Below are 19026 nucleotides of genomic sequence, written 5' to 3' on the forward strand. Positions count from 1 at the left end.
CGCGACACGGCCTGACCGTTTAGCGGATTGCGCGAATCAAGTCTTGCTTGGAAGGACCTAAAACTTGCGTGCGCGCAGCATATCACAGAAAGCCCTGCGGCGAGCGCGGCGATAGCGCCCTGAAAGCCCGTCCCGGCGGGCTTTCGCGCGGTTCGCGATCATTCCTGCGGCGGCTTGCAACACTGTTTTTCAAACGGCGCGCCCACCCTCTTTCCGCGCATGTGAAAAAGCCGCCCGAAGGCGGCTTTTCGATGCGTCGCGGAAGGCGGCGCGACGCGCGGGCAACGCCCGGCGAACGCTCAGCCGGCCTCGGCCTCGCGGCTCGCGCGGCGACGCTCGTGCTCCTTCAGGTGACGCTTGCGCAGGCGGATCGACTGCGGCGTCACTTCGACGAGCTCGTCGTCATCGATGAACTCGACCGCGTATTCGAGCGACATCTGGATCGGCGGCACGAGGCGCACCGCTTCGTCGGTGCCCGACGCGCGCACGTTGGTCAGCTGCTTGCCCTTGATCGGGTTGACGACCAGGTCGTTGTCGCGGCTGTGAATGCCGATGATCATGCCCTCATAGAGCGCGTCGCCCGGCTTCACGAACATGCGGCCGCGATCCTGCAGCTTCCACAGCGCATAGGCAACCGCCGCGCCGTCGTCCTGCGAGATCAGCACGCCGTTGCGGCGCTCGCCGACCGAGCCTTCCCTGACCGGCGCGTACGCATCGAAGATGTGGCTCATCAGGCCCGTGCCGCGCGTGAGCGTCAGGAATTCGCCCTGGAAGCCGATCAGGCCGCGCGCCGGAATCCGGTATTCGAGACGCGTGCGGCCGCGCCCGTCCGACACCATGTCGAGCATCTCGCCCTTGCGGCGGCCGAGCTCCTCCATCACGCCGCCCTGGTGCTCGTCCTCGAGGTCGACCGTCAGGAGTTCGTACGGCTCGTGCTTGACGCCGTCGATTTCCTGCATCACGACGCGCGGACGCGACACCGCGAGCTCGTAGCCTTCGCGGCGCATGTTCTCGACCAGGATCGTCAGGTGCAGCTCGCCGCGGCCCGACACTTCGAACACCGTTTCGTCGCCCGTGTCCTTCACGCGCAGCGCGACGTTGTGATTCAGTTCCTTCATCAGGCGGTCGCGGATCTGGCGGCTCGTCACGAACTTGCCTTCGCGGCCAGCGAGCGGCGACGAATTGACGAGGAAGTTCATCGTCAGCGTCGGCTCATCGACGGTGATCATCGGCAGCGCTTCAGGCGTGTCGGCCGCGCAGATCGTCGCGCCGATGCCGACGTCCTCGATGCCGTTGATGAGCACGATGTCGCCCGCCTCGGCCGACTCGACCTGCACGCGCTCGAGGCCCTCGAACGACAGCACCTGGTTGATCTTGCGGCTCAGCACGTCGCCTTCCGGGCCGAAGCGCATCACGACCGGCATGCCGGGCTTGATGCGCCCGCGCGTGATGCGGCCGACGCCGATCCGGCCGACGTACGTCGAATAGTCGAGCGACGTGATCTGCAGCTGCAGCGGCGCCTCCGGATCGGCCGGACGCACCGGCACGTGCTCGAGGATCGCCTCGAACAGCGGGCGCATGTCGCCGTCGCGCGCGGCCGGATCGAGCGATGCGTAGCCGTTCAGGCCCGACGCGTAGACGATCGGGAAGTCGAGCTGCTCCTCGGTCGCGCCGAGCTTGTCGAACAGGTCGAACGTCTGGTTGATCACCCAGTCGATCCGCGCGCCCGGACGGTCGATCTTGTTGACGACGACGATCGGCTTGAGACCGAGCGCGAGCGCCTTCTTCGTCACGAAGCGGGTCTGCGGCATCGGGCCTTCGACCGCGTCGACGAGGAGCAGCACCGAGTCGACCATCGACAGCACGCGCTCCACTTCACCGCCGAAGTCCGCGTGTCCCGGCGTGTCGACGATGTTGATGTGCGTGCCTTCGTACTCGACCGCGCAGTTCTTCGCGAGAATCGTGATCCCGCGCTCCTTTTCGATGTCGTTCGAATCCATCACCCGCTCGGCGACCTGCTGGTTCTCGCGGAAGGTGCCGGACTGGCGAAGCAGTTGGTCGACGAGCGTCGTCTTGCCGTGGTCGACGTGGGCGATGATGGCGATGTTGCGAAGGGCGCGGGTCATAGAAACCTGAAAACGGATGGAACGCGCAAACGCGCGCGCACCGTTGCCCGATGCGCGCGCAGTTTGCAGCTTGGAAAGCCTCAAATTATAGCACGTCAAGATGTCGCGGGCTGGGCCTTCCGTTGCAGCGCGGCATCGGCGCCACCATGCGCCCGGCCGCCGATGGGCCCACTCGCGTCAGGGCCATTTTTGCAGTTCTGCATTCAAATCGAGCTTCAATTAACATTTGCCGCAGCAACTAATCGCGCCTATACTGCTGCCTAGTCAACTATTGCAGCCTCAGAGAATTTATGTCGGATCCCTCTTCTTCGCAGCATGATCTGGATCTGTCCCTGTACCAGATCAACGACAGCGTCGGCTATCTGATGTCGCGCGTGAAATCGCTGATGACGAACATGGTCACGCAGCGCACGCAGACGGAGCTCGGCATCACCGGCACGCAGGCGACCATGCTGTTCATGCTCGCCGTCGGCAAATGCTCGACGGCGGCCGAGCTCGCGCGCGAATACGGCATCGACGCGAGCGCGATCACGCGCCTGCTCGATCGCGTCGAGAAGCGCGGCCTGTTGCAGCGGGTGCGCAGCAGCGAGGACCGGCGCGTCGTGCGGCTCGAGCTGACCGACGAGGGACGCGACCTCACGAGGCGCATGCCGGCCATCTTCCGCAGCGTGCTCGATCAGGTGCTCGACGGCTTCACGCCCGAGGAAGTCGGCTTCCTCAAGAGCATGCTGCGTCGCATTCTCGTCAATTCGGGCGAATGTCCGGGTGCGAGCGGCAGCTCATCGTAAATATTGCCACAACAAGTAATTTAGACAGATAAATGTAAGGAAATCCTTGCAGTGTCCACTATTCATTCCGAGTCAGATTCCGAGTCAGGATACCCAGCGATGAAAACCTTCCCGTTGTCCGCCTGCCGGACCGCCACGGCCGTCGCGGTCGCCGCGCTCGCGCTCGCGGGATGCGCGAACTATTTCGGCATCAAGAGCGACAAGGCGATGGCGCCCGCGACGCAGTTCGAAAGCGCGCAGAGCCTGCCGGCGCAAGGCGGCCAGTGGCCGTCGCTCGACTGGGCGAACCAGTTCGGCGACCCGCAGTTGCCGAAGCTGATCGACGAGGCGCTCGAGGGCAATCCGACGATCGCGCAGGCGCAGGCGCGGATCGCGAAGGCATCGTCGTACATCGAATCGTCGCGCTCGACGCTCCTGCCGCAGGCGGACGCGAAGTATTCGTGGACCCGCGAGCTGTATTCGGGCAACGCCCTCTTCCCGCCGCCGTTCGGCGGCCAGTGGTACAGCGAGAACAACGCGCTCGCGAGCGCGTCGTGGGAGCTCGACCTGTGGGGCAAGAACCGCGCGCGCCTCCATGCGGCCGTGTCGCAGGAAAAGGCCGCCGAAGCCGACATGCAGCAGGCGCGCGTGACGCTCGCGACGTCGGTCGCGCGCACCTACAACCAGCTCGCGCAGCTCTACGCGCTGCGCGACATCGCCGAGCGCGAGATCTCGAACCGGCAGACGGTCGGCAAGATCACCGACGGCCGCGTCGGCGCGGGTCTCGACACCAACGTCGAGCGCCAGACCGCGCGCGGCAACATCGCGACGAGCCAGTCGACGCTGTCCGACCTCGACGGCCAGATCACGAACGTGCGCTATCAGCTCGCCGCGCTGCTCGGCAAGGGCCCCGACCGCGGGCTGCGGATCGCGGCGCCCGTGCTGAGCCCGGGCGCCGCGGTCGCGCTGCCGGAGAACCTGCCCGCCGATCTCGTGTCGCGCCGCCCGGATATCGTCGCCGCGCGCTGGCAGGTCGAGGCGGCGATGCACGACGTGAAGGAAGCGAAAGCCGAGTTCTTCCCGGACATCAACCTCGCGGCGGGCTTCGGCTTCGATGCGTTCGGCTGGGGCAAATTCCTGAACTTCGCGAGCCGCCAGGCGCAATTCGGCCCGGCGATCCATCTGCCGATCTTCGACGGCGGCGCGTTGCGCGCGCAGTTGAAGGGCCGCTACGCCGACTTCGACCTGTCCGTCGCGAACTACAACCAGGCGCTGATCAATGCGCTGAACGACGTCGCGACGCAAGTCGCGTCGATCCGCTCGATCGACACGCAGATGGGCGACGCGCAGCGCGCGCTCGACGCGTCGACGCGCGCGTACGAGCTCGCGGTGATCCGCTACAAGGCGGGCCTGTCGCCGCAACTGCAGGTACTGAATGCGGACAGCAACCGGCTCGTCGCCGAGCAGACGGTGACGAACCTGAAGATGCGCCGCCGCGACCTGCAGATCGGCCTCGTGAAGGCGCTCGGCGGCGGCTTCGACGCGACCGGCACGCGGCTCGCCGCGCCGGCTCCCGCGTCGGCGCCGGACGCCTCCGCGCAGCACGCGTCGAACTGAATTCCCGGACACATCCGGACCCTTGCTTTAATCGCCTTAGATAGCAGACGGAGAAACTCGCCATGAGCGACCCTCAACAAAACGCAGCGGCCGCGCAGCCGCAGAGCAACGGCAAGCGCAAACGGATGATGACGCTGCTCGTCGCGGTGATCGCGATCGCCGCGATCGCGTACGGCCTCTATTACCTGCTCGTCGCACGCTTCCACGAATCCACCGACGACGCATATGTGAACGGCAACGTCGTGCAGATCACGCCGCAGGTGACGGGCACCGTGATCGCGGTGAAGGCGGACGACACGCAGACCGTGAAGGCGGGCGACCCGCTCGTCGTGCTCGATCCGGCCGATTCGCAGGTCGCGCTGCAGCAGGCCGAGGCGAACCTCGCTCAGACGGTGCGCCAGGTGCGCGGCCTCTATGTCAACGACGACCAGTACCGCGCGCAGGTCGCGCTGCGCCAGTCGGACCTGTCGAAAGCGCAGGACGACCTGCGCCGCCGGCTCGCCGTCGCGCAGACGGGCGCCGTGTCGCAGGAAGAGATCTCGCATGCGCGCGACGCGGTGAAGGCCGCGCAGGCGTCGCTCGACACCGCCAAGCAGCAGCTCGCGTCGAATCGCGCGCTCACCGCGAACACGACGATCGCCGATCATCCGAATGTGCTCGCCGCCGCCGCGAAGGTCCGCGACGCGTACCTGAGCAACGCGCGCAACACGCTGCCCGCGCCTGTCACCGGCTACGTCGCGAAGCGCTCGGTGCAGGTCGGACAGCGCGTGTCGCCGGGCACGCCGCTGATGTCGGTCGTGCCGCTCTCCGCCGTGTGGGTCGACGCGAATTTCAAGGAAGTGCAGCTCAAGCACATGCGGATCGGCCAGCCGGTCGAGCTGACGGCCGACATCTACGGCTCGTCGATCAAGTATCACGGCAAGGTGATCGGCTTCTCGGCCGGCACGGGCGCCGCGTTCTCGCTGCTGCCGGCGCAGAACGCGACGGGCAACTGGATCAAGGTCGTCCAGCGTCTGCCCGTGCGCGTCGAGATCGATCCGAAGGATCTGAAGGACCATCCGCTGCGGATCGGCCTGTCGATGCAAGTCGACGTCGACATCAAGGACGAAAGCGGCAACCAGCTCGGCAACGTGCGGAACACCGTCTACGAGACCGACGTGTTCGCGAAGTACGGCGACGAAGCGACTGCGGAAATCGCACGCATCATCGCGGCGAACTCGGGGGGCCCGAGCGGATCGACGCCGGCCGCGAAGGTCGCCGGCCGCACGTCGAACCTGATGTAAGCGCCATTCGGCCGGACCACGAAGCATGGCACAGCCACAAGCTCCCCTTCCTCCGCTCACCGGCGGACAGCTCATACTCGGCACGATCGCGGTATCGCTCGCCGTGTTCATGAACGTGCTCGACACGTCGATTGCCAACGTCGCGATCCCGACGATCTCGGGCGACCTCGGCGTGTCGTCCGACCAGGGCACCTGGGTCATCACGTCGTTCGCGGTCGCGAACGCGATCTCGGTGCCGCTCACGGGCTGGCTCACCGAGCGCATCGGCCAGGTTCGCCTCTTCCTCGCGTCGATCATCCTGTTCGTGATCTCGTCGTGGATGTGCGGCCTCGCGCCGACGCTGCCGTTCCTGCTCGCGTCGCGGGTGCTGCAAGGCGCGGTCGCCGGGCCGATGATCCCGCTGTCGCAAGCGCTGCTGCTGTCGAGCTATCCGCGCGCGAAAGCGCCGATGGCGCTCGCGCTGTGGTCGATGACGACACTGATCGCGCCCGTGGCCGGCCCGATCCTCGGCGGCTGGATCTCGGACAACTACTCGTGGCCGTGGATCTTCTACGTGAACATTCCGGTCGGCTTCGCCGCCGCGGCCGTCACGTGGATGATCTATCGCAGTCGCGAGTCGGCGGTCCGCAAGGCGCCGATCGACGGCGTCGGGCTCGCGCTCCTCGTGATCTGGGTCGGCTCGCTGCAGGTCATGCTCGACAAGGGCAAGGACCTCGACTGGTTCGCGTCCACGACGATCGTCGTGCTCGCGCTCACCGCGCTGATCGCGTTCGCGTTCTTCGTCGTCTGGGAATTGACGGCCGAGCACCCGGTCGTCGACCTGTCGCTGTTCAAGATGCGCAACTTCACGGGCGGCACGATCGCGCTGTCGGTCGGTTACGGGCTCTACTTCGGCAATCTCGTGCTGCTGCCGCTGTGGCTGCAGACGCAGATCGGCTACACGGCGACCGACGCGGGGCTCGTGATGGCGCCCGTCGGCTTCTTCGCGATCCTGCTGTCGCCGCTCACGGGCAAGTTCCTGTCGCGCACCGATCCGCGCTACATCGCGACGGCCGCGTTCCTGACGTTCGCACTGTGCTTCTGGATGCGCTCGCGCTATACGACGGGCGTCGACGAATGGTCGCTGATGGCGCCGACATTCGTGCAAGGCATCGCGATGGCGGGCTTCTTCATTCCGCTCGTGTCGATCACGCTGTCCGGCCTGCCCGCCCACCGGATTCCGGCGGCGTCGGGCCTGTCGAACTTCGTGCGGATCATGTGCGGCGGCATCGGGACGTCGATCTTCCAGACCGCGTGGGACCACCGGAACAACTTCCACCACGCGCAGCTCGTCGAACAGGCGAATCCGTACAACCCAACGTTCAATCAAGCGGTCACGCAGATGGGCCAGCTCGGCCTCACGCCGGATCAGGCGCACGGGCTCATCAACAACCTCGCGACGCAGCAGGCCGCGCAGCTGGGCGTGAACGACCTGTTCTACATCTCGGCCGCGATCTTCGTGCTGCTGATCGCGCTCATCTGGATCACGAAGCCCGAGCGTGCGGGCGGCGGCGATTCGAGCGCGGCGGCGTCGGCCGCGCACTGAGCGGCGCCTCGCGCCGCTTGCGCCGCACCAGACGGAACGCCCGGCCTTCGAGCCGGGCGTTTCGTTTGGCCGATGTCGTATCGATGCATCGATCTCGCTGACATCGCGCGCCATGTCCCCGTATGCGGCGTGGCGCGGCGGCGTATCCGTCGTCCGCCCGCGGTATCGCACATCGCCTTGCGTGCGGGGCGGCGCTGGCCGGCCCCACCGCTTACACGCCTAGCGCCTACGCGCCCGTCACGACGAGCCGTTCCGGCGCGAGCACGCCTTCCATCGCACGCGCGACGCCGAGCAGCCGGTCGCCGCCGTCGTAGACGCGCACGCGCGCGCCTTCGTCCGTCTCGGGCCGCGCGACCAGCTCGGATAGCTTCAGGCGCTGGCCGTGCAGGAAACGCTTCGTGAGCGCCGCATCGAGCTTCACGAGCGGGAACGTCGACAGCAGCGCGTCGACGGGCGCAAGCCGTGCGTCGCGCTCGTCCTGCGTCGCGGCATCGAGCGCATCGAGCGTCACCGCATGCTCGAGCGTCAGCGAACCGACGCCGGTACGACGCAGCATCGTCAGATGCGCACCGCAGCCGAGCACTTCGCCGATGTCCTCGGCGAGCGTGCGCACATAGGTGCCCTTGCTGCACGTGACGCGAAACGTCACGTCTGGCAGCGCGCACGACAGGCACTCGAGCGAGCGAATCGTCACCGTGCGCCCTTCGCGCTCGACCGTCTGGCCGGCGCGCGCATATTCGTAAAGCGGCTTGCCGTCGCGCTTCAATGCCGAATACATCGGCGGCACCTGCACGATATCGCCGATGAAGCGCGCGAGCGCCGCAGCGACCGCGGCCTCGTCGCAGGCCACGTCGCGCGTGTCGAGCACGTCGCCTTCGGCGTCGCCCGTCGTCGTGCGCACGCCGACGCGCATCGTCGCTTCATAGGTCTTGTCGGCGTCGAGCAGATCCTGCGAGAACTTCGTCGCTTCGCCGAAGCAAATCGGCAGCAGTCCCGATGCGAGCGGATCGAGCGTGCCCGTGTGGCCCGCTTTCTTCGCAAGATACAGGCGCTTGGCGCGCATCAGCGCGTCGTTGCTCGAAAGCCCGATCGGCTTGTCGAGCAGCAGCACGCCGTCGAGCGTGCGGCGCGGAATCCGGGGGCGAGGCGAAACAGTCGTCATGTGGTCTGCGCGCAAAAGCTCGTGCGATGCTCAGTCGTCCTTCGCGCGCGTCGCGTTTGCCTCGTCGATGAGGCGCGACATCGCGACGGCCTTCTCGATCGTCTGGTCGTAATGGAAATGGAGCGTCGGCACCGTATGAATGTGCAGGCGCTTGAAGAGCAGATTGTGCAGATGGCCGGCCGCGTGATTGAGCGCGTCCTGCGTGTCCGCGGGATTGCCCGTGAGCGCGGTGAAATAGACCTTCGCGTGCGCATAGTCGGGCGTGAGCTCGACCGACTGGATCGTCACGATCCCGATGCGCGGGTCCTTGACCTCGCGCATGATGAGCTCCGACAGATCACGCTGGATCTGATCGGCGATCTGCACGTTGCGATTGGGAGAACTGCGTTTTTTAGACATGGTAATTCCGTCATCCGGTTGATCGGCGCTGCGCGCGACACCGTTCATGAAAATGGGCGGGACGGGCCCAAGCCCGACCCGCCCATTCAAGCCGTCACGCTGACGTTACAGCGTACGCGCGACTTCCGTGACCTCGAACACTTCGAACTGATCGCCTTCGACGATATCGTTGAAGTTCTTGATCGACATACCGCATTCGAAGCCCTGCTTCACTTCCTTCACGTCGTCCTTGAAGCGCTTCAGCGAATCGAGCTCGCCCGTGAAGATCACGACGTTGTTGCGCAGCACGCGCACCGACGACGTGCGCTTGACGACGCCGTCCGTGACCATACAGCCCGCGACCGCGCCGACCTTCGGCACCTTGAACACCTGGCGCACCTCGACCATGCCCGTCACGACTTCGCGCTTCTCCGGCGCGAGCATGCCCGACATCGCCGCCTTCACCTCATCCACTGCGTCGTAGATGATGTTGTAGTAGCGAATGTCGATGCCGTTCGCCTCGGCGAGCTTGCGAGCCTGAGCGTCCGCACGCGTGTTGAAGCCGATGATGACGGCCTTCGACGCGGTCGCGAGGTTGACGTCGCTTTCGCTGATGCCGCCCACCGCGCTGTGCACGATCTGCACGCGCACTTCATCGGTCGACAGCTTGAGCAGCGACTGCACGAGCGCTTCCTGCGAGCCCTGCACGTCCGCCTTGATGATGAGCGGCAGGTTCTGCACTTCGCCTTCGCCCATCTGTTCGAGCATGCTTTCGAGCTTCGCCGCCTGCTGCTTCGCGAGCTTGACGTCGCGGAACTTGCCTTGACGGAACAGCGCGATTTCGCGCGCCTTGCGCTCGTCCGGCAGCACGATGACTTCCTCGCCCGCGCCCGGCACTTCGGACAGGCCCTGGATCTCGACCGGGATCGACGGGCCGGCTTCCTTCGTCGGCTTGCCGTTCTCGTCGAGCATCGCGCGCACGCGGCCGTAGGCGGAGCCTGCGAGCACCACGTCGCCGCGATTCAGCGTACCGGACTGCACGAGCACCGTCGCGACCGGCCCCTTGCCCTTGTCGAGCTTCGCTTCGATCACGATGCCCTTCGCCGGCGCGTCGACGGGTGCTTTCAGCTCCAGCACTTCCGCCTGCAGCAGCACGTTCTCGAGCAGGTCGTCGATGCCGACGCCCGTCTTCGCCGACACCGGCACGAACGGCGAATCGCCGCCGTACTCTTCCGGCACGACGCCTTCCGCGACGAGCTCCTGCTTGACGCGATCCGGATTCGCTTCCGGCTTGTCGATCTTGTTGATCGCGACGACGATCGGCACCCCGCCCGCCTTCGCGTGCGAGATCGCTTCCTTCGTCTGCGGCATGACGCCGTCGTCGGCCGCCACCACCAGAATGACGATGTCGGTCGCCTTCGCGCCGCGCGCACGCATGGCCGTGAACGCCTCATGACCCGGGGTATCGAGGAACGTGACGACGCCGCGCGGCGTTTCGACGTGGTATGCGCCGATATGCTGCGTAATGCCGCCCGCCTCGCCCGCCGCAACCTTCGCGCGACGGATGTGGTCGAGGAGCGACGTCTTGCCGTGGTCGACGTGACCCATGACGGTGACGACGGGCGGACGCGGCAGTTGCTCCGCATCGCTGCTGGTCTCGCCTTCGACGAGCAGCGCTTCTGGATCGTCGAGCTTCGCGGCGACCGCACGGTGGCCGAGCTCCTCGACGACGATCATCGCGGTTTCCTGGTCGAGCACCTGGTTGATCGTGACCATCTGGCCGAGCTTCATCATCACCTTGATGACTTCCGAAGCCTTCACCGCCATCTTGTGCGCGAGATCCGCGACGGAGACGGTCTCCGGCACGTGCACTTCACGCACGATCGGCTCGGTCGGCGCCTGGAACGACGACGCGCTATCCTGATGCTTGCCGCGACCCTTCGGCCCGCCGCGCCAGCCGCGATCGACGCCGCCGCTCGAATCGCCGCGCGTCTTGATTCCGCGGCGCTTCGCTGCGTCGTCCTGCCAGCCGCTCTTGCCGGTGCCCGGCTTCTTGGCGCGATCGCCCGCGGGCGCAGCGGCGGGCGCCGGTGCGGCGCCCGCCGGCTTCTTCGGCGCGGGACGGGCCGCCGCCTCGCCGGCAGGCTTCGCCGGCTTGTGCAGCGTGCCCTTCGCCTCGGCCGCCTTCGCAGCCGGCTGTTCCGCGGGCTTCGGCGGTTCGACCGCCTTCACCTGCGCCCGGCGCGGCGTGTTCATCATTTCGCGGATCGCGCGCGCTTCCGCCTCGGCGGCTTCGCGGCGCTTGCGGATCTCTTCCTGCTCGGCGCGCGCCTTGTCGGCGGCTTCGCGTGCGGCATCCTCGGCCTTCTTCGCCGCTTCGCGCTGCGCGGCACGCTCGGCGGCCGCGCGCGCCTCTTCCTGAGTCGACTGCTCGGTCTGGGTCTGCGCGCGCTGCGCTTCCTCGCGCGCGGCCGCGGCCTGCTGCACGGCCTCGGCCTGCGCGGCGGCCGCCGCGCGCTTCGTCGCGGCGTCCTCTTCCGCGCGGCGACGCTCGGCTTCGGCAGCCTCTTCGCGCGCACGGCGCTCGGCTTCCTCGCGCTCGAGGCGCTCCTGACGCTCGCGCAGCTCCTGAGCCTGCTTCTCGAGCAGCTCGGCCTCGCGGCGCGCTTCTTCCTCACGCCGCTTCAGATCCGCATCGGCTTGCTCGTCGGCCTGCGCCTGTGCTTGGTCGGTGCCCGTCTCGCTCACGTCGTCACGCTTGACGAACGTGCGCTTCTTGCGCACCTCGACCTGAATGGTGCGAGCCTTACCCGTCGCGTCGGCCTGCTTGATCTCCGACGTGTGCCGGCGAGTCAGCGTGATCTTGCGCTTGTCGCCATCGGTCGCGCCGTGCGACTTGCGCAAATGATCGAGCAGACGCGCCTTGTCCGTCTCCGACAGCGCATCGTCCTCGCTCGCTTTCTGGACGCCCGCCGCCTGCAGCTGTTCGAGCAGCACACCAGCAGGCATTTTCAGTTCCGCGGCAAATTGGGCTACGTTGTTACTCGCCATTCATTCCTCTTAGTGCAAGGACCAATTCCTTGCGGTTAGCATCGGGTCAGGCCTTCCGGCCGCCAGCAAATCATTGCGCCATGGTCATTTCTCACTGGAACCAGTGTTCGCGCGCCTTCATGATCAGCGCCTTCGCGGATTCCTCGTCCATGCCGGTCATGTCGACCAGCTCGTCCACGGCAAGCTCCGCGAGATCGTCGCGCGTCTGCACGCCCTGCTCCGCGAGCTTCGCGAGCAGTTCGGACGTGACGCCGTCGAGGCTCTTCAGATCGAGTGCGGCCGTCTCGACCTTCTCCTCGTTCGCGATCGCCATCGTGAGCAGCGCGTCGCGCGAGCGGTTGCGCAGCTCGTGGACGGTGTCTTCGTCGAACGCCTCGATCTCGAGCATTTCGTTCAGCGGCACGTAGGCGATCTCTTCGAGGCTCGTGAAGCCCTCGTCGATCAGGATGTCCGCGACTTCCTCGTCGACGTCGAGGCGCGCAATGAAGAGACCGCGCAGCGCATCGCGCTCTTCGTTCTGCTTCAGGGCGGATTCGTCCGGCGTCATGATGTTGATCTGCCAGCCGGTCAGTTCGCTGGCCAAACGAACGTTCTGGCCGCTGCGGCCGATCGCGACAGCCAGCTCGTTCTCGTCGACGACGACGTCCATCGAATGCTTTTCTTCATCGACGACGATCGACTGAACGGCCGCCGGCGCGAGCGCGCCGATCACGAACTGTGCGGGATCTTCCGACCATAGCACGATGTCGATGTTTTCGCCACCGAGCTCGTTGCGCACGGCCTGCACGCGCGAACCGCGGATGCCGACGCAGGTGCCGATCGGGTCGATCCGCTTGTCGTACGCGACGACGCCGATCTTCGCGCGCACGCCGGGATCGCGCGCAGCCGCCTTGATCTCGAGGAGGCCCTGCTCGATCTCCGGCACTTCCATCTCGAAGAGCTTCATCAGGAACTCGGGCGCCGTGCGCGACAGCTCGATCTGCGGGCCGCGCGCGGTGCGGTCGACCTTCGCGATGTACGCGCGCACGCGGTCGCCGACACGCAGGTTTTCCTTCGGAACCAGTTGATCGCGGCGCAGCAGCGCCTCGACACGGCCCGATTCGACGATGAAGTTGCCCTTGTCGAGGCGCTTCACCGTGCCGGTCATGATCTTCTCGCCGCGCTCGAGGTAGTCGTTCAGGATCTGCTCGCGCTCCGCGTCGCGGACCTTCTGCAGGATCACCTGCTTCGCCGCCTGTGCGCCGATCCGGCCGAACTCGATCGACGGCACCGGCTCCTCGATATAGTCGCCGATCTCGACATCCGGCTTCTGCTCGCGCGCCTCGAACAGCAGGATCTCGCGATCCGGCTCCTGCAGGCCGGCTTCGTCGGGCACGACGAGCCAGCGACGGAACGTCTCGTGTTCACCGCTCTCGCGATCGATATGTACGCGGATCTCGGCGCCTTCGTCGAACAGCTTCTTGGATGCCGACGCGAGGGCTGCTTCGAGCGCGCCCAGCACGACGTCCTTGTCGACGTTCTTCTCGCGCGCCAGCGCATCCACCAACATCAACACTTCGCGACTCATTGTTTGCGGCTCCTAAAGTCAACGTGCGGAATCAGGCGGGCCTTGTCGATGTCAGCCAGCGTGAAATCCAGCATGGCCGCCTCGCCCTTCTTCCTCTCAAATTCCAAACCGATCGTCTCGCCGTTCGGCGCGTACAGAATGCCCCGGTACGTCTTGCGCCCGTCCAGCGGCTTTTTCAGGGTGATGACGGCCTCGCTGCCCGCGAAACGCGTGAAGTCAGCCAGCTTCTTCAACGGCCGGTCGAGCCCCGGTGACGAAACCTCGAGCCGTTCATAATCGATGTTTTCGACCGTCAGTACGTGCTGGAGCTGACGCGTGACCTTCTCGCAATCGTCGATCGTAATGCCGGCGGGCTGATCGATATAGACGCAGACCATGCCGCGCCCGGTGCGCTCGAGATCGACGAGCTCGTAGCCGAGCCCAGTGACCGTTGTTTCTATCAGTTCCGTCAGTTGCACAGTGTCCTCTCAGGTGTCCGCGCCCGCCCCTCGCGATTCACCCGCAGACGCGCGCCTTAGCCGGCGCAGGAAGCGCTACCCGAGATGCCCAACCGTTTCGGCAAAAAAAAATGGGCGCAACGCCCATCTTGTTACCGGTGGTCGCACCTGAGCTACACATCGAATCCGTACGCCCAGCGACTTCGCGATTATAGCGATTTTTGGCCCGAACGCAAAGCTTCACCCCGCGAAATCGGCCCGAAACGGCGATTTCGCGGGGCATTCGCAACACGCGAGCGCAGTTGCGAATGCCGTTTCGCGTCGCTCAGCGGCCCCGCGTACGATTGCGCTGCGGCGGCGTGCGCTGGCCGCCGCGTGCGCCGCCCGCGTTGCCTTCGGCGCGATTGCCGTTGCCACTGCCGCTGCGGCCGCCCTTGCCGGCGCCGCGCTTGTTGCCGCCCGCGCCGTAGGACGCGCGATTGCCGTCGACGTCGCGGCCGCCCTGGCGCGCGCCGCCGCCACCGTAGCCCGGCAGGCCGGCGTAGCCGCCCGCGCCGGCGCCGAAGCCGCCGCCCGCCGGACCGCGACGGCCGCGCCGCGGCTGGTCGAGCTGGCCGTGGGTCGTCAGCACCGGCTCGCGATTGATGAAGCCCATCGACGTCTGCATCGGATCGGGCTGGCGGCGCTCGGTCACGCCGCCGCGCTTGCCCTTCTCCTCGGTCGGCGCCTTCAGGCCGACGGCCGCCATCAGACGACGCACCTGAGCTTCGTCGAGCTCCTCCCAGCGGCCGCGCTTCAGGCCGCGCGGCAGCGGGATCGGGCCGTGGCGCGTGCGGATCAGGCGGCTCACCATCAGGCCGACCGCCTCGAACATCCGCCGCACTTCGCGGTTGCGCCCTTCGGCGAGCGCAACGTGATACCAGTGATTCGTGCCCTCGCCCCCGCCGTCGCGGATGCGCAGGAAGTTCGCCGGACCGTCGTCGAGCTCGACGCCGTGCAGCAGCTTCTGGCGCGACGCCTCGGGGAGCTCGCCGACGACGCGCACCGCGTACTCGCGCTCGACGCTGTAGCGCGGATGCATGAAGCGGTTCGCGAGGTCGCCCGACGTCGTCAGCATCAGCAGGCCTTCGGTGTTGAAGTCGAGCCGGCCGACCGCGAGCCACTTCGCGGTCTTCATCGTCGGCAGCCGGTCGAACACCGACGGGCGGCCCTCCGGATCCGCGTGGCTCACGATCTCGCCCGTCGGCTTGTGATACAGCAGCACGCGCGGCGGCTTGTTCGGCAGCTTGCGCTTGACCGGCTTGCCGTTGATCCGGACCTGATCGGTCGGCATGATCCGCTGGCCGATGTGCGCCGGCTCGCCGTTCACCGACACGCGGCCGGCGATGATCAGCTCCTCCATCTCGCGCCGCGAGCCCATCCCGGCTTCGGCGAGCACCTTGTGCAGCTTCGGCGCGTCGTCGTCCGGCGACAGCACGCGCTTCGGCTGGGCCTGGCGGCCACGGCGCAGCATCGGCGCGCGCACGCCGCCGCCCGACGCATTGTTGTCGGCGTCGAACGCCGGCGAAATCACATAAGCGAACAGATCGTCCTGGCCGGTCTCGGCGGGCGCAGCCGCCTCGGCCGCCGGAGCCGCCGCGCCGCGCTTCGCCTGGCCTTGCCGCGCCGCGCCCTCGCGCTTGCCGGCCGCCGGCTTGCGGGGCGTCTTCGCCGCGGCGTCCTTGCCGCGCGGCGCGCGCGTCGGCGCCTTCGCGGCATCGGCGCCCGCATCGGCGTCGCCGGTCGCGGCCGCCTCGGCGCTCTCCGCGTTGTCGGTGTTCTTCGACTTCGCTGCCGCGCGGCGGCGTGCGATCAAGCTGCGCGGGCCGCGCCGCAAGCCGCGGCGCGGGCGGTCTTCGCCGCCCGCATCCTGAGCGGACTGCTCGGGTGCGCCGTCGGCGCGCGCCGTCGCGACGGCATGCGCGGATTCGGACGAATCGATGTCGTGGGTATCAGTCAAAACAACCTCAAATGTCAGGTCTCGCGCCCGTCGCGGGCACGGCTAGGGTTCGGTCGCCCGTCTCAGGCGCGACGCTTCGCAGGCTCTTCGTCGTCGTCCTGCAGCTCGCGCTCGGGGGCCGCCTCGCTTGCACTGCGCACGGCGTCGGCGAGACTGTCGGACGTGTCGTCCAACGCCTCCTCCGCCTGCGCTGGGACCGGCTCGGCATCGTGCGGGATGCCGCCGATCGCGCGTTGGCCTTCCTTCATCGCTCGGTCCGCCGCCGGATCGGTGGCCGCCTCGCGGCTTGCTGCATTTGCCGCGTCGGCCGGAGCTGCGTCCGCCCGCGCGACAGGGTGTGCGTATTCGTTCGCCGGCACGGGCGATTCGGCGCGCTCGCCGACGGCGTGGCCGGCCGACTCGGCATGCGGCGCCGTGGCGGCGTCCGCTGCATCCTGCGCATTGCCATGCGCCGCCACATGCTCATGCGACGCGGGTACGTCTTCGTCAGCGACCGATGCCGAATCGACGGCTTTGCCGGCTTCGATGCGGCCGGCAGCGTGCTCGGATGCACCGCCATCGCCGCCGACTCGCTGCGACGCATCGGCATCGTCGGAAGCTTGCGCCGCATCGCCGCTCGCATCGACATCGGCTCGTTCGTCATTATCGGTCGGATCGGCAATCCGTGCCGTCGAGCCGTCAACGCCTTCGGACGACGCGTCGGGCGCGCGTGCCGCGGCGTCCACCGCCTCGACGTCAGCCGGCGCCACGGCTTCGTCCGGCCGAACCGCCGGATCCGCAGCATGCGCGGCCGCCTCGCCCGCATCCACATCGGATGCGCCCGCCACCGCTCCGCCGTCGCCCCGCGCATCGTCGGGAAAGTCGATCGCCTGCTGCGCGAGAAGGCTTGCCTCCAGATGCGCGGCCGGCTCCTCGAGCGCTGGCAGATCGTCGAGCGCCTTCAGCCCGAGATCGTCGAGGAACTGCTTCGTCGTCGCGTAGAGCGCCGGACGGCCCGGCACGTCGCGATGGCCGATCACCTCGATCCAGCCGCGGTCCTCGAGCTGCTTGACGACCTGCGTGTTCACCGTGACGCCGCGGATTTCCTCGATGTCGCCACGCGTGACCGGCTGCCGGTACGCGATGATCGCGAGCGTCTCCAGCACGGCCCGCGAATACTTCGGCGGCTTCTCCGGATGCAGCCGGTCGAGGTACGCACGCATCGCCGGCTTGCTCTGGAAGCGCCAGCCCGACGCGAGCGCGATGAGTTCGACGCCGCGCCCGGTCCATTCCTGTTTCAGATCTTCGAGCAGTGTTCGGACTGTGTCCGCCGACATGCCGTCGGCAAAGAGCTTGCGCAAATCGCCGAGCTTCAGCGGTTCCTGCGCGCAGATCAAAGCAGTCTCGAGGACGATTTTCGCCTCTTGGGTATTCATGCAGCTAGGTCAGACCCTGTGGTCAAGCGAACCGGATCAATCGAACAGACGAAAGGAACGGAAGACGCGCTCGCCCGATTCTGATCGGTCATATTGATGGGAGCACGAACCGGGGGCGGCGAACCTACTCTCAAGCCCAACCCAAACCGGACGGAACAGCGCGGCACCAAGTGGGAACCGCGTGACTGAGCGCCATCTTACGCAAAATTACCCGGTGCGTAAAGACAAAGAACGTACGGCAAAAGACATATCTCCGGCGCGGCGGCGGCGGCGAAAACAGTCGCCGACGGAGCGCCCGCGCGCGAGAACGGCGATCCGCCCCCAATCCAGACTCAGCGGCGAACGTTGCGACGACCGGCCCCCGCCAGACGCCGAATCGGCAGCGCGGCGCACCGTCAGTTCAGATCCTCGACGCGCGCCGGCATCTCCTTCACGAGCCCCCAGACCGCGTCCGCCGCCGGCGACAGCGAGCGGTCGCGCCGCCGCACGAGCTCGACGGTACGCTCCGCGCGCGGCGTCAACGGCCGCGCGACGAGCGACGAGCCGGCCGGCAACGGCAACGACAGCCACGGCAGCACGCTCACGCCGACGCCCGCCTCGATGAGGCCGAACACCGTCGCCGAATGGCCGAGCTCCTGCACGACGCTCGCCGCGACCCGATGCGTCGCGAGCGCCGCGTCGATCAGCGGCCGGCTGCCCGACGCGTAGTCGAGCAGCACCAGCCGCTCACCCGCGAGCGCCGTCCACGGCACGCGATCGCGCGCGGCAAGCGGATGATCGGCGCGCACGACGAGGCAGAACGAATCGGTCATCAACGGTTCGTCGATCAAGTCGTTCGTCGCAAGCGGCCCGATCACGACGCCGAAATCGACCTCCCCCGACTTTACCTTGCGCAGCACGTCGCTCTGCACGTCGTCGCGCAGGCCGAGCGCGACGAACGGAAAGCGCTGCTCGCACGCGGCGACGACGCGCGGCATCAGCCGACACGCGATCGTCGGGCTCGCCGCGACGATCACGCGCCCGCGACGCTGCTCGCCGATCTCGCGGATCTCGCGCAAGGTGTCGTCGAGGTCGCCGAGCAGGCGCGACACGCTCGCGATCAAATTCGTGCCGACGTCGGTCAGCTGCACGTCGCGCGTCGTGCGGTCGATCAGCTTGAGCCCGATCTCGCCTTCCAGCTCGCGCACGGACCGGCTCACGGCCGACTGCGTGAGACCGATCTCGTCGCCGGCCCGACTGAAGCTCTTGAGCCGCGCGACTTCGATGAACACGCGCAACTGCCTGAGCGTGATATTCATGGGATTCCCTCATCAATCGGACGCATCGATGCGCGATTGTATTGCGTCCTCGCGATGTCGTGCCGTGTGTCGGTGCGGTGCAGCACACGGTTGAAACGCACGTCTCACGGGCCAGACTGCACAAGATTGGTGATTGTCCTTATTTGCTCGACGGTCTTTTTGGCGTCTTATACGCCCCTAGCTGACGCGGCTGTCAGCTCGCTGCCAGGCGGCTTTGGGGTGGTCGTCGCCAACGTGGCACGCTTCATGCATTAGCAGGCGCACAGGGCTGCGGGCTTTCGGGCTTCTCGCGGCGGATCGCGCAACGTCCGCCGCTGCATGGAGCCGATGCCTCCCCCGGC

At 67.1% G+C, this 19026-nt stretch carries 13 protein-coding genes and 1 pseudogene; 5 read left to right on the top strand and 9 right to left on the bottom strand.

From position 1 onward, the window contains the following. Positions 1-299 precede the first annotated feature (299 nt). Positions 300-2126 (bottom strand): translational GTPase TypA, encoded by a 1827-nt coding sequence (gene typA / locus BG90_RS17820; RefSeq protein WP_010104085.1) that lies wholly within the window; start codon positions 2124-2126, stop codon positions 300-302. Here typA and BG90_RS37390 point away from each other — a divergent pair. The 5 genes and pseudogenes from BG90_RS37390 (at position 2079) to BG90_RS17840 (ending at position 7378) form a co-directional block, all read left to right on the top strand. Continuing rightward, positions 2079-2217, top strand: a pseudogene (locus BG90_RS37390) (pyridoxal-dependent decarboxylase). The gene typA and the pseudogene BG90_RS37390 sit on opposite strands and share 48 nt — an antisense overlap. Before the next feature lie 199 nt (positions 2218-2416). Next, the gene (locus BG90_RS17825; RefSeq protein WP_010115693.1) at positions 2417-2914 is read left to right on the top strand and encodes a MarR family winged helix-turn-helix transcriptional regulator; all 498 of its coding nucleotides are present in this window, start codon (positions 2417-2419) and stop codon (positions 2912-2914) included. Positions 2915-3013: 99 nt separating this feature from the next. Continuing rightward, positions 3014-4510, top strand: coding sequence for an efflux transporter outer membrane subunit (locus BG90_RS17830; protein ID WP_010115694.1), 1497 nt, complete (start codon positions 3014-3016; stop codon positions 4508-4510). A 62-nt stretch (positions 4511-4572) separates the two neighbouring features. Further along, a complete protein-coding gene (locus BG90_RS17835) occupies positions 4573-5793 on the top strand; it encodes an HlyD/EmrA/EmrK family protein (RefSeq protein ID WP_010115695.1) in 1221 nt (406 codons plus the stop codon). 25 nt (positions 5794-5818) lie between these two features. Next, the gene (locus BG90_RS17840; protein WP_025989835.1) at positions 5819-7378 is read left to right on the top strand and encodes a DHA2 family efflux MFS transporter permease subunit; all 1560 of its coding nucleotides are present in this window, start codon (positions 5819-5821) and stop codon (positions 7376-7378) included. 226 nt (positions 7379-7604) lie between these two features. Here the strand turns inward: BG90_RS17840 and truB are convergent, their stop codons facing one another. The 8 genes from truB to BG90_RS17880 all read right to left on the bottom strand — a co-directional run bounded on the left by truB (position 7605) and on the right by BG90_RS17880 (position 18685). Then, positions 7605-8513: a tRNA pseudouridine(55) synthase TruB gene (gene truB, locus BG90_RS17845; protein ID WP_025989836.1), complete on the bottom strand. Its 909-nt coding sequence runs from the start codon at positions 8511-8513 to the stop codon at positions 7605-7607. Between the two features lie 57 nt (positions 8514-8570). After that, positions 8571-8939, bottom strand: coding sequence for a 30S ribosome-binding factor RbfA (gene rbfA / locus BG90_RS17850; RefSeq protein WP_010104092.1), 369 nt, complete (start codon positions 8937-8939; stop codon positions 8571-8573). Between the two features lie 105 nt (positions 8940-9044). Beyond that, positions 9045-11969, bottom strand: coding sequence for a translation initiation factor IF-2 (gene infB / locus BG90_RS17855; RefSeq protein WP_025989837.1), 2925 nt, complete (start codon positions 11967-11969; stop codon positions 9045-9047). Positions 11970-12060: 91 nt separating this feature from the next. Further along, entirely contained in the window at positions 12061-13536 is a 1476-nt protein-coding gene (gene nusA, locus BG90_RS17860) for a transcription termination factor NusA (RefSeq protein WP_010115698.1), read from the bottom strand. Further along, positions 13533-13994, bottom strand: a complete 462-nt coding sequence (rimP, locus tag BG90_RS17865) for a ribosome maturation factor RimP (RefSeq protein WP_010115699.1) — start codon at positions 13992-13994, stop codon at positions 13533-13535. Before rimP ends, nusA begins: the two co-directional genes overlap by 4 nt. 304 nt (positions 13995-14298) lie before the next feature. Beyond that, positions 14299-15972: a 23S rRNA pseudouridine(2605) synthase RluB gene (gene rluB / locus BG90_RS17870; protein WP_045568259.1), complete on the bottom strand. Its 1674-nt coding sequence runs from the start codon at positions 15970-15972 to the stop codon at positions 14299-14301. Positions 15973-16034: 62 nt separating this feature from the next. Further along, the gene (gene scpB, locus BG90_RS17875) at positions 16035-17387 is read right to left on the bottom strand and encodes an SMC-Scp complex subunit ScpB (protein ID WP_025989838.1); all 1353 of its coding nucleotides are present in this window, start codon (positions 17385-17387) and stop codon (positions 16035-16037) included. A gap of 395 nt (positions 17388-17782) precedes the next feature. Then, positions 17783-18685 (bottom strand): LysR family transcriptional regulator, encoded by a 903-nt coding sequence (locus BG90_RS17880; protein ID WP_010104116.1) that lies wholly within the window; start codon positions 18683-18685, stop codon positions 17783-17785. Between the last annotated feature and the right edge of the window lie 341 nt (positions 18686-19026).

It is taken from the genome of Burkholderia oklahomensis C6786 (genome assembly GCF_000959365.1).
Taxonomy (GTDB): domain Bacteria; phylum Pseudomonadota; class Gammaproteobacteria; order Burkholderiales; family Burkholderiaceae; genus Burkholderia; species Burkholderia oklahomensis.